The 12272-nt window shown below is 38.9% G+C and carries 8 protein-coding genes; 1 reads left to right on the forward strand and 7 read right to left on the reverse strand.

Annotated elements, in window-relative coordinates:
• The 7 genes from BM161_RS05255 to BM161_RS05285 all read right to left on the reverse strand — a co-directional run bounded on the left by BM161_RS05255 (position 1) and on the right by BM161_RS05285 (position 11929).
• A complete protein-coding gene (locus BM161_RS05255) occupies positions 1-4263 on the reverse strand; it encodes a leucine-rich repeat protein (protein WP_074930958.1) in 4263 nt (1420 codons plus the stop codon).
• A gap of 12 nt (positions 4264-4275) precedes the next feature.
• The gene (locus BM161_RS05260; protein WP_074930959.1) at positions 4276-7416 is read right to left on the reverse strand and encodes a hypothetical protein; all 3141 of its coding nucleotides are present in this window, start codon (positions 7414-7416) and stop codon (positions 4276-4278) included.
• Between the two features lie 138 nt (positions 7417-7554).
• Entirely contained in the window at positions 7555-7986 is a 432-nt protein-coding gene (gene fabZ / locus BM161_RS05265) for a 3-hydroxyacyl-ACP dehydratase FabZ (RefSeq protein WP_074930960.1), read from the reverse strand.
• Positions 7987-8075: 89 nt separating this feature from the next.
• Positions 8076-8675: a hypothetical protein gene (locus BM161_RS05270; protein ID WP_074930961.1), complete on the reverse strand. Its 600-nt coding sequence runs from the start codon at positions 8673-8675 to the stop codon at positions 8076-8078.
• Positions 8676-8824: 149 nt separating this feature from the next.
• Entirely contained in the window at positions 8825-9535 is a 711-nt protein-coding gene (locus BM161_RS05275) for a hypothetical protein (RefSeq protein WP_074930962.1), read from the reverse strand.
• Positions 9536-9633: 98 nt separating this feature from the next.
• Positions 9634-10887 (reverse strand): beta-ketoacyl-ACP synthase II, encoded by a 1254-nt coding sequence (fabF, locus tag BM161_RS05280; protein ID WP_074930963.1) that lies wholly within the window; start codon positions 10885-10887, stop codon positions 9634-9636.
• A gap of 94 nt (positions 10888-10981) precedes the next feature.
• Positions 10982-11929 carry an ACP S-malonyltransferase gene (locus BM161_RS05285; protein WP_074930964.1) on the reverse strand — a complete coding sequence of 316 codons (948 nt, stop codon included), beginning with the start codon at positions 11927-11929 and terminating at the stop codon, positions 10982-10984.
• A 169-nt stretch (positions 11930-12098) separates the two neighbouring features.
• Here BM161_RS05285 and BM161_RS14345 point away from each other — a divergent pair, with 169 nt between their 5' ends.
• The gene (locus BM161_RS14345; RefSeq protein WP_177206207.1) at positions 12099-12260 is read left to right on the forward strand and encodes a hypothetical protein; all 162 of its coding nucleotides are present in this window, start codon (positions 12099-12101) and stop codon (positions 12258-12260) included.
• The last annotated feature ends 12 nt before the right edge of the window (positions 12261-12272 follow it).

Consider the following 12272-nt stretch of genomic DNA (forward strand, 5'->3'; position numbering starts at 1 on the left):
TTAATCACCTGTATAATTCAAAATCCATTCTGCACTTGTAAGAGTTCCGTTATCATCACCTATTGTCATGGCGGCTTTTTGTTCAGCAGAGCCCTTATATTTTACTGTTTCTATACCACTACAATATCCAAATGCACCACTTACAATTTCAGTAAGCGAAGCTGGAAGTGTTATTTCTCTAAGTGTAGAATCCCCCCAGAAAGAAGCATATTTTATGGATGTTACTTTATCAGGAATAACAATACTTTCCATTGGACAACCACCAAAAAGGCGATTAACCTCTGTCAATTCAGAAGGAAGATGTACATTTGCCAGTGAACTACAAGCATAGAAAGCATCACTTCCTATTGTTGTTACAGAATCTGGAATGATTATTTCTTCAAGATTAGAACAACAATCAAATACTGTAGAACCGATTTCTGTAAGATGTGAACCGCTTTCGAAAGTAAGATTCTTAATTCCAGAAGAACAGAAAGCGTAATCACGAATCTTTTCTACAGTTGCAGGTACTTCAAAGCTTGAGTTTTCCTCCTGCTTATTACAATAGAATACAAGTTCTTTTCCATCAGCAGTATAAATAGCATTTCCAACAGTTTTAAGGCCTGGACCATCAGCAGCAAGATTTATATCAGCAGGCACTCTGTAGAAAGCGGAACCAGCAACTTGCGTAAGTGTTGAAGGAAGGGTTACACTCTTTAGATTTGTACATAACCAGAATACCTCATATTGAATTTCTGTAATTCCTTCTGGTAAATGACATTCTTCAAGATGAGTACATCCATTAAACAAGTCATTAGGTAATACTGTGAGGCCCGTAACATTTGAAAGATCAAGCTTTACCATTGCCTCTTCCGTAATAAGATTCTTAATTGCTGTTGACATTTCTGTCAACACTTCTTCATTCATTTCGCCTGTAACAATGACTGTTATTGTACTTTCGACTTGTGAAATTATTTCAACTGCATGTGAAACATCAGTTTCAATAGTAGCATCTTTTATAATCTTAACTTCAAAGTTTGCACTGTATTTTTTTCCATCGTAAATTCCGTTTACGTTCAGTATATAATTTCCTATAGGAAGATTGTTACCCAATGTAAAGTTCTTTGAATTTGTTTGATAATAACTAACAGGTACTTCCTCTCCATGATAGAAGAGTTTATAACTGTAGTTTATTTTACCTGTATCGCTTCCTTCTTCAATTTCTTCTCCAGTTTCGTTATCAACTGCTTTTATTGTAATTGTCTTATTTTCTACAGCCTTCTCAAAAGAGGTAATATTAATGGAAATTGTAATATCCTTATACACAGGATTAACATCAATACTACCTCCTCCAACCTTGAGACAGGCTTCTGTATTGTCGGCATTCCACAAGGCAGTGCCGTTATCACCAAAGAAATATGTGTAAGGTGCAACTGTATTTGCCGCACTGTAATTCTGAGTAATGGTTACAGGGTTGCCTGGTGATGGAGGTGTTTCTGTAGTTACATGGAGTTCTGAACCGGAAGCAAGGGTTCCAGTTACATTGATAACTGTGTCATCCGGTAAATAGATGTTAGAATCTGCATTATCATTATCTTTATTCCCCCAGACTTTTACATTTCCCATAACATTCAAAGTTGCATCTGAAGGCACATAAATACCTCCGCCGTAGCCGCCGGCTTTATTATCAGTAACTCTGACTCCATCTGAAAGTGTAAGATCTGCTCCACTGGCAAGACAGATACCTCCGCCGTCACCACCAGAGGTATAACCATTTACAATAGCAAGAGCCTCGAGAGTTACCGGAACACTTGTATTAATTGTAAGAGCCGGTCCATTGTCATTAAGAGTACCATCCGGATTTCCAGAAATATTAAATTGTGGCTCTGCAGGGTTAGCTGTTTGCATCTGAGCACCCTTAATCAAAAGTGATGCAGCTTTGTCATTAATTGTATTTGGAATTTCAGTTTTTCCCAGGTTTGATGTGACACTAATTGTGAAGTCTACGTATGAATTTCGTATAACAGAACAAGCATCCTCGATAGACTTAAAAGGATGATTACTTGTACCTTTTGGATCTGAAGGAGATGTACTACCTGTTGAATCATTTACATATATGGGAGCATTAATATAAAGACTTTTTTTATTAGAGTTTAGATTAAGAGTCCATTCTGTGTATTGTGTATTTACTACACCAAAGTTATTTTTATAATCTTCCAGTAAAAGCTCCGTGTTAGAAGCTATAACAGATACAGGTGAAAGTCCTCTAGATGCACTAGAACTAAGAGCTACATAAGCAACTTTTCCAGGGTTGTTTGTATTGTTTATACATACAGCAGGAGGTGTAAGAGCATCAACAAGATATATATTTCCCTTTACATCATTTTTATGTTCTTCTCCACCATAAGGAATATATGCACTTCCGCTTATATATAAATTACCTGAAATAGCTGCACCACCCTTATACTGATTATCTCCGTTAAGTGTATTTCCTTCTATAATTCCGCTATCCATATAAAGGTCACCGTTAGTACATATTGCTCCACCATTTTTAGCGGCCGAATTGCTGTAAATCTTTCCTTTCATTGTCTCTTTTTCTGTAGAAGATTTATAGCCAATATAGATTTTTCCGTTACCATTACGATAAATAGCACCACCGTCTTTACTTGCACCGTTATTATATATATTTGAGTTTCCATAAATAAACACGTCAGCATTTTTAACATACATTCCACCGCCAACAACAGCAGAATTGTGATGAATTTCGCCGCCTTCCATTTTAAATACACCGGCTTTACAATAAAGACCACCACCGTTTGTATCCTGACTGCCTGTACTACCTGAATATCTGACCGTATTATTTGAGATAACAGAACCATCTTTCATTGTAAGGGTACCAGCTTCAAGGACTACCCCTCCTCCAGATGTATAGCCCGTACTTTTTATTTTACAATTACCAACCCAGGCTCCCCGTTCAAGAGTTACATCAGCACCAGTGAAATAAACATCCAGCCCCCCACCTTCTTCTCTTTGTAATTCTCCATTCGTTGTAATTTTTACATTCTTAAATGTTACTGGTATATTTGTATTTACATAAACAACAGGTGCAGAACTTCCCTTAATAACATCTGTGTAATTAGCAGAATCTGTACCGGCGCCTGTATTCTGATGCAAACCTATAATTGTAATTGAACTTGCATCTGTAGATTCAATCGGGTTACTTCCATAAGCACTGATTGATACACCATCAACTTGTCCACTTACAAAAATAGTATAATCTCTTTGAATATTAGCGTTTGCTATTCTTTTTATTGCTTCATCAAGAGTAGCCAGAGGACTAAAGGCTCTTCCCTCGTTTGCATTATCAGCCTCTTCAACATGGTTAGTGGCTGTTCTATGAGCGTCGCCTACGTAAATTACTGAATCAAGATATGAATTGATAATGCTTGATGTAAGAGTGAAAACTCCAGTGCTAGAAATAAGGCTTGAGCCGTTACTGCGCCAGGTTTCGGTTGTCATACCGGTAACTACGTTTACAGACTGTTTTGTTGTGTAGGCAATTCTGGTATCATCACCGCTGCCCTGATAGAAATATATTGTAAGTTCATAAAGACCGGCCGGCAGGTTTGGTACTTTAATGCGGGTTGGACTGATTTCTTTAGCATCGTCGGCAGCGGCAGCCACAGCCGCATTCCATTTAGTTCGCTGATTTGAATTGTCTAGAATAACACTGATATCTGTAATTGAGGCATCGACAGTCATCTCAAGATTTACAGAACCGTTACCAGATAAATCCGGCTTAAGGAAAAAGTCTTCTTCAAGACAAGCGTCACTTGCAGTAAACTTTTTTGCCTGAGAAGTATGATAAAGGCTACGTACACCGTTTACTTTTACACCGACTTCAACTTCCCATTTAATTCCAAGTCTGATTCTTGTAATAAGGAAGGTCTGATTAGTTGTATCTACTTCGCCTTCTATTATATCTGTTGTGTCATCGACGTTTCTTGCAATTGCGTAATACTCTACATCACTGTTTGAGGTTGAACCTGGAACCGCGATTGCAGAACGAGACTTTTGCGTAAGGATTTTTGGCAGGGCTCCCTCTGCCGCATAACGACCGGAAATATCTATGGTCTGTCCCGCGCCAGCTGTCACTTCCTTCCTGTCTTGTGCATCATCAAAAGAAGTAACTGCATTTTCGCAGGAAAGGAAAAGCCCTGCCGCAAAGAGTAGCGACAAAAGCAGAGGATAAATAGTTTTGATAATCTTATTAATTCGCATCATCATTCACCTCCCCTAAAATTCCCTTACAGCGCGAACATATAGTTCATAAGTTTTATTATTATTTCCTGTTTGAGCAGAACCCGATGCATTGTAACCCTTAGTCTCTATGTAGTCTTCCCAATTCCAATGCTGAGTTGCACTTGAGAAAGAAGCAGAAACACCTGTCGGGAATTTTACAAAATCACTGCTTTCTCCAATCTCATCTATTACAGCATTTATGGCATACATCCAGCTAAGCGATGCAGATAATTCAGAAGAATTAGGAAGATACCAGCCGCTTGAATCACCCCTTACAGCAACTCCATAATGCTCAGCCCACCAGAAGGCCGGATAATTTTCTTCATTATATTCACCACCCTGTGTAGCGGCATAAGTCTTTACATCTTCTACATCAAAGCCGTTTCCATCGTTATCTGGAATTCTAGCTGAAGCTCCTGGAACTCCAGACTTTGCCCAGGCCTTTTGAGTCTGCTTAAAGCCAACACCCAGAACTTTTCCGTCGCTTACACTAAAGATAAATGCGACAGCTTTCTGTTTCTGGTCATTACTAAGCTCCAGTGAATCTGTATAAGCAATCGCACTTCCATCTGAGAAAACTATATCTTTCACCGCATCTGGAGCAAGCTTTTCACCAACCGGATTAATAACAGTCAGAGTTAATTCCAGATCGTGCTGCATTCCCATAAAGGTTACCTGTAATTGTGCCTTATAAGTTCCCATGTAATCTTGAGCCGGAATAGTAAGGCTTATTCCTCCAGAAACATTTGAAACTGTAAGATCACAAAGATATGTAGAACCGCTATACAAGGCAGCTGCCCAGGTCACGTTATTGCCGTCTATTTTTGAAGCATAAGCTAATTGAGTACCACTTCTCTTTACAAGAGGAGTAAGATTCAAGGTTTTTGCATTTCCTAGTTTTACAGAATAATTAGTCTCAGCAAACTCAAAAGTATACTCAGAAGCTATATGTTCGTTACCAGAAGCTCCAGACATCTTAAGGCTTGCTTCACCGCCTGTAGGAACAATTGCAAAGCCTCTGTCGCTTGTGAAGAAATCTGAAGGAGCTGCAGTATTATATGTACCGTAATCAGTTGTAAATGAGTATGGATCAGCTTCAAAAGTTGCAGGCTCATTTGCAGTAGCTGTGGTTATTCCAATGCTTGCACCAGTCTCAAGGCGGCTGGTAATATTAATTAAATAATCTTCTGGCAGAACTATATTCTTTGGTTTATCCGGGGTTGCTGTGTTATTATCTTTTACAATCGGCTTGCCCTGAACATTTAAGGTTACAGTATCATCAATTACAAGACCTGTAGAACTGTTACTGACGATGCTGCCACCTTCGAGATTCAAAATACAATTGTCAGCATAAATACCGTTGCTGTTGTGAGAAATGGTTCCGCTCTTTATTGTAACAGTTACTGGACCTGCAGCTGGATCACTTACAGTATCTGCAGCTGCATAAACACCAGCATATCCGCTAGAATTTGAAATATCCGCTCCATCGATAATCAGCAAGGTGTTTGAATTATTCTGAGTAACAGCATTGCCAGCAGAGTTAGTTACCGTAACATTTCCGATTGTAACCTTTGACAAATCTACATCGCTGGCAACGGTAATTGATTTAAGTTTTGCTCCGTTTGCTGCGGAAGCTCTAGGGTTCTTTGCAATTTCAAGCTGATCTGTATTCATTGTGCCGCTGAGATTTATTTCACCGCAGACTCCGTATGCTACAGTCGGATTATCAGGATCAGAATTATCAATATAATATGTTCCTGTTGTAAAATCACCTTCTACATAAATCTTGAATTTATCTGCTTTGTCCGGGCGTTCTTCAAGATTGTTAATATCATCAAGTGCTTCCTGTATTGATGAATACGGAGCACGTTCAGAACCGTCACCCTGGAAGCCTTCCGGATCTGTACATGCACGAACAAAAAGTATGTTGTTCATGAATCTGAACTTAACGGTTCTTGTTGAAGAATTCTCGTAGTTTGTAAGAACTGCGTAGGCTTCTACACGATAGGTATTCTGAGGAAGTTCTATTGTCTTTGTTGTAGTAGTTGTACCGCTGGTATAAATAAGACCGCTGCCTGTTGCTTCGTAAACCTTGTAATAAACAGTTGTACCACTAACGCTGTGTCCAAGATGATCCTCTGTCGGCGGTATGATTGTAATAGTACCTTTTTTTGCTTCCTCATCATAAGGAATTCCTACAAGTCCGTCTTCGGAAATTTCATTGCCGCTCTGGTCTAAAATGACAGGCTTTTCAAGTTTTGAGATTTTTGTTGATGCTTTTACTTCGCTGCTAAGGCCTGCTTTATCTTTAAGAATGATTTTATATTCCTTGTCACCGGCAAAGAAAGGATCATCGGTTTCATAATAAAAGGAATTTTGATTTTGAACAAAGTCTTTACTATTAAGTATTCTGTAATTATTGTTCCAGGTGCGGGTAAAATGAGAATCATTTATTGTATACTGCGCAATTTTTACATCAGGAGTTTCAGGGTCGGCGTTCGGGTCTGTAATTACTGTAACAGAAACTGGATAACTTTTTCCATTGATTTCTATGCATGCAAGATCTTTATGACGGATTGCCACTTCTTCTTCGTTCGGCATATCAAAAGCAACTACGAAGGTATTGTTATGATTATTGATTATTGTAGGATTAAGAATAGTCGGCGGTTTTGTATTACAACTGAGCTTTAAGGTATAGCGCTCAAAATTACGGCCACTCATTGGTTCATAGAGGTCTACATCTGCGGTAATATCTTTTCCTTCATCTACCGGAATAAGAAACTTCTGCGGTAATAAAAGATGAACTACTGCAATTTCAGTCTGCTCTATTTGAACAGCACTTCTGTTATACTGATTGTTAAGATTATTAAAAATTACCGAAGGAATAAGTGAATAGCGTTTTGGATTTCTCATTAAGAAAGTTACTTCGGCATCGTCATAAGAAGAAATGCAAAGCTGGCTTAGTTCGTCATTATAAGTTTCTACATTTAAGTTATATTCTTCGATGGCGGCTGTTTCGGTGTACTTTTCCATGAACTCTGCAACATCGTTTTCAAAAAGTGCACAGGAAGTAAAGCCGTTAAATAATAATAGAGAGATTATGAAGATTTGAAATAAACTTTTTACAATTCGCATTATCTCTCTATTTTATAATAATTTTTGAATATTTTCTATAATTATATTGTTATTAGTTCGCAGATCCAACTAAACACATGCGTCGCCTGCGGCGCCGCGTTGTGTAAGGAAGTTATTGTACTTCGTCGGCTCGCTCACTTAGTTCGCTGCGCCGACGAGGCACATCCACTCGGCTTCAGCGCAGAGGGTGTCGCCTACGTAGGCTTTACCGGCCTGTTTGATCATCTTTGGGCTGTTGCGGAGGAATTCGATTTCCATGCGAACCTTGTCGCCAGGGCGAACCTGATTACGGAACTTTACCTTGTCCAATGTTGCAAAGAAGAAAAGTCCGTCTGCAGGAACAATGTTAAGGTAACGCAAAGCCGCGCCGCCTGCCTGTGCCATTGTTTCGCAAAGAATAACGCCCGGTACTACAGGGTACTCAGGAAAGTGTCCCTTAAAGAAAAACTCATTTTCTGTAAATGTATGTTCACAAACACAGCCTTTTTCATCAGCGCTGATAATTGAGTCTACAAATAAGAAAGGCTCGCGATGTGGTAATAATGATTTAATATCTGTTGTTAATGCCATGAAAGTCTCCAAAAATAAAAAAAACTTGCTTCTCTAAAAAGAAGCAAGTTTATTCTACATTATTATAGAAATTATAACAACACAGTCTTTTACTGGCGCTTTATAAATGTTTCATTTGCCTGCGCAATTAAATAACCAGATTCACCATTTAGTGTACCGGTCAAATAAATATATTTATAGAACTCCATTTGCGTTCTACTTTTATTCACCTTTTTCCATACCTTTTTATCTACTGAAGTTACAGTACCCCCTCTCTGCAAAAATGGAGTAATTACCTCAGTTTCCCACCAATCATCAGCATAGTAAGTGTCCATTCTATACTTTACAGTACCTAAAGTATCAGTATGATTTTCCATAATAGATGTATCAGATGAATTAACCCATACAACAGAAGAAGATGATGAAGTACCTGAAAAATTAGCTGTACAAGTTAATTCCATTTTTTTGATATAATTCATATCATCTTCATTAGTTATACCTCTATATGAATAATCCCATGTTCCAACAATCCAACTTCCAATTTGACCAGTTGTTAAATCTTCCCAATCATCCCAGCCTGTAACATCCTGTACACCAAATAAATTATTCAATGGATCAGTATTATTATCCTGAGTATTATTAGGATTGTTACAACTGATAACTGAGAATGCCACTAACATTCCAAATAAAACGACAAATATTTTTTTCATGGCTTTTACACCCTCCTTATAATTTAATCTTAAAATTTTTTTTTCGTCTATCAAGGAATAATAGTTTATATAACATTTTTTTATATTGAAAATAAAAAGGCCGTACTTCAATTTGAAGTACGGCCTTTACAAGTTTAAATTATATTAAATTACCAGCTGAAAGAAAGTGCTGCATAGAGTACGTTCTGTGTGAAATCATATTTGCGATACATAGTTCCACTATCATATGTATCACCTGGTTGTGATACAGAATAATCATAGCTAGATGCAGAACCCTTTACAAGACGCCATCCAATTACAGGATTTACTACGCTTTCTGGAAGGAATTTTGCCTGAATTCCAAAGTCAATTCCTGAATATGATGCAAATACAGTAGCTCTTGCTGTACCTCTTGAACTACCATAATATCCTGTAGAAACTTCATATTCATAAGCTAAAGGTTCATCAATACTGAAACCAGCATCAAAACCAAAGTTAACACCAAAACGAACTACATTGCCAAGATAAAGACCTACAGCAGGTCCAATAGCAAAGTTGAAGTTTCCAGACAAGCCATTCAAAGGTTTTACTTCTACACCATAACCAGAATATGGAAGTGGCCATTGTTCAGTAGCACCAATACCACCATTAAAACCTACAGAAAATCCAACACCAATTAAATCAATTGGCTTGAAAAGATGCCATGATTCAACACCAAAGTCAAAAATTGTTCCTTTGATTGTTCTGTCAAGATCATCTGCTTTTACAGTATCAAAACCAATACCTGCCTGCAACTGAATATCACCATTGTAGAAATCTCCTGCGAAGATTGCTCCACCTGCGAGAACAGCAGCAGCTAAAACTGCAACTAATTTTTTCATAAAATCACTCCTTTTTTGATTATGAAATAAATTTTGGTTACCCCCATTAAGAGATTAACCAAAATTATAATAGTAGAATTTTGTGAAATTGTTCAAGTCTATTTTACTTTCTTGATGATGATTGCACCGTTGTGTCCACCGAATCCGAAAGTAGCTGACATAGCAGCATCAATGTTCATTTCAATTCCCTTGTTTGGAACGTAGTCAAGATCACATCCACCTTCAATATCAGGATTATCAAGGTTCTTTGTACAAGGAACAAAGCTGTCGTTGATTGCCTTTACACAAATCATTGCTTCTACCGCGCCGGTTGCACCAAGACAGTGACCGTGCATAGACTTTGTTGAAGAAATCTTAAGTTTGCGGGCATTTTCTTCACCAAAGGCAATCTTAATCATATTTGTTTCGCTCGAGTCATTCTTCATTGTAGAAGTTCCGTGAGCGTTGTAGTACTGAATCTCGCTTGGATCCATTCCAGCATCTTTAAGGGCGCGTGTCATACACTTTGAGCCGCAGATTCCGTCTGGGTTTGGAGCTGTAAGGTGGTAACCATCACAAGAAGCACCATAACCTGCAATTTCTGCATAAATCTTAGCACCACGTGCTTTTGCGTGCTCATACTCTTCAAGAACGAGAATAGCAGAGCCTTCACCCATGATAAAGCCGTTACGGTCCTTATCGAATGGACGGCTTGCCTTTGTTGGGTCATCATCAAAACCTGTTGAAAGAGCATGGAGAACTTCAAAGCCTACGACACCGAACTGACAGATTGTAGATTCTGCACCACCACTGAGACAGCAGTCAAGGCGACCAGAACGAACCATATCAAAAGCAACACCAAGAGCATCTGTACCAGAAGAACAAGCTGTAGCAACAGACTGTACTGGTCCGTGAACTCCAAACTGAATTGCAATGTTTCCACCAACTTCATTAGGGATGAGCTTAGGGATAGCCATAGGATTTGTTTTTACACCACCCATTTTTGCCATACCAAGAATATCAGCTTCAGTCTCTTCAAGACCACCAATTCCTACACCAAGGATGATTCCAGTTTCGTCGAGAACTTCTGCATTTCCCATAAGTCCTGAATCATCAAGTGCCATCTTAGCAGCAGCAACACCAAGCTGAGTAAAGCGAGCCATCTTGCGGGCATCCTTTGAATCCATATAAAGAGAAGGATCAAAGTTCTTTACTTCTGCAGCATAGTGAACCTTGTTTACAGAAGCATCAAAAAGTGTGATTGGACCGATTCCGCTTTTTCCAGCCTTAATGCCAGCCCAAGTTTCTTCTACAGTATTTCCAAGAGGAGTTACAGCTCCCATTCCAGTAATTACAACACGTCTTTTTTCCATTTTGTTTTCCTTACTCCACCGTCATTGCGAGCGCAGCGAAGCAATCCATTCTTATAGATTGCCACGTCGCTGCGCTCCTCGCAATGACGAGTTATTATATATTTAATGTTTCTACGTTATTTACAGCTTTACATTCTGCAGTTTCTGCATATCCTGATTTACCCCAGAGGCCTGTAAGAACAGCACCAACACCAGGTTCAATCAATTCCCATTCATCACCGCTTGCCTTGATGAGGTCGTTCAAAACAGCCTCTTCTGAAGTCCAGCGAACCGGGTTTGTAAGGTGGAGAACAGCATTCTTTTTGATTTCTTCACCATTATCAGCCTGCTTTCCAGTTACGTTACTGAAAAGAGTTTTATTAGGATTGTTGAAAGTAACTCCAGCAATTGCCTTTTCAAAATTATCAGCAGCTTCCTGCATAAGTGGGCTGTGGAAAGGTCCAGCTACAGCAAGGCGGAGAGCACGGCGAGCACCAGCTTCTTTTGCCTTTGCTTCAATCTGATCAAGAGCATCTGCTGTACCACTTACTACTGTCTGAACAGGGCTGTTCAGGTTTGCAGCATAAGCGTCTTTAATTCCGTTAGCAAGCTCTTCTACCTTCTCTGGAGGAAGTCCGAGAACAGCAGTCATTCCAGGTGCGTGACCTTCATTTGCCTTAGCAATGTTTTCGCAGGTAGCCTGCATGATAAGTCCGCGTTCACGAACAACTTTGATTACATCTTCAAAGCTCAAAACGCCTGCAGCATACAAAGCCGGGAACTCTCCAAGAGAGAAGCCCATTGCTGCTGATGGCTCAATACCTTTTGTCTTTAATACAGCCATAACTGAGAGTGAAGCAGTTGTAATAGCAAGCTGGCTGTTGTCGCTGCGGCTCAAAGTTGCAGCATCGCTTTCCCAAAGAAGTTTTGGCATATCTACGCCTGTGATTTTTGTTACTTGGTCAACTACAGCGCGTGCTTCAGGATAAGCATCACAGATATCCTTAATCATTCCTGGAACCTGTGCACCCTGTCCAGGAAATAAAAATGCATATTTCTTCATATATAACCCCTATAAGAATAATCTGCCAAAAGGCACTATCACTAAAATGACATTTTATACACTTTTTGTCAAGATGAAATAAGATCTGCATGCAGGTATCCAAAATTTGTAAATTTTCTAATGCAGATAGAATTAAAACGATATATAATATAGAAAGGAGGATTAAAAATTGACAAACGAAAAAGCATTAAAAGCATTGCGGCAGATTAAAACTTACTGCGCGGCTACTCAGCTTGAAGAACTGGATTATGCAATCGAAGTTCTTGAAAAGCTTGAAAAAGACGGCATTAAGGAACCGCTTGCTACAGACTTTAAATCTTTATCTAAATAAAAGGATATAAAA

Origin of the sequence: Treponema bryantii (assembly GCF_900113965.1) — a bacterium.
Lineage (GTDB): Bacteria > Spirochaetota > Spirochaetia > Treponematales > Treponemataceae > Treponema_D > Treponema_D bryantii_A.